Source organism: Microbacterium umsixpiens, from assembly GCF_053543675.1.
The window spans coordinates 5,166-5,696 of sequence record NZ_JBLVOH010000021.1 but is presented as its reverse complement, the minus strand read 5'-3'; the positions used below and the strand labels follow the sequence as shown (position 1 = coordinate 5,696).

Genomic DNA, 531 nt, shown 5'->3' with positions numbered 1-531 from the left:
TGACGCAGATCGGCCCGGGCCTCGCGGGCGCGCTCCAGCGCGACCAGCTGCCGCCGGAGGTCGAGGCGCAGCTGCAGGCCATCGAGTCGGCCGACCTGCTGATCGTGGGCAGCCCCGTCTATCGGGCCTCGTTCACCGGACTCTTCAAGCACCTCTTCGACTTCGTCGGTCAGTACGACCTGGTGGGAAAGCCCGTGCTCCTCGCGGCGACCGGCGGCGGCGAGAAGCACGCGCTGATCATCGAGCACCAGTTGCGGCCGCTGTTCGCGTTCTTCCAGGCGCTCACCCTCCCGGTCGGCGTCTACGCGAGCAACACCGACTTCGACGGCTACGAGATCGCCTCGGATGTGCTGCAGGCGCGCATCTCTCTGGCCGCCGAGCGTGCCCTGCCGCTCGTGGGTTACGCGGCCTCGCGTCCCGTCGAGCTTCTCGTCGGCTGACCGACGGACTCGCTCCAACGCCGCGGGTCACTGATCGATGGTGCCCATGTTGGCCTCGTCGTGTCGCGCACCCGCCGCGGGTTCGCGCGCC

Annotated in this window: 1 protein-coding gene; it reads left to right on the top strand. The window is 69.9% G+C overall.

All coding sequences use genetic code 11. The annotated features are described in order from the left end of the window. A partial coding sequence (locus tag ACNPM4_RS02025; RefSeq protein WP_448984514.1) for an NAD(P)H-dependent oxidoreductase occupies window positions 1-440 on the top strand: 440 nt, incomplete at its 5' end. Window positions 441-531 lie beyond the last annotated feature (91 nt).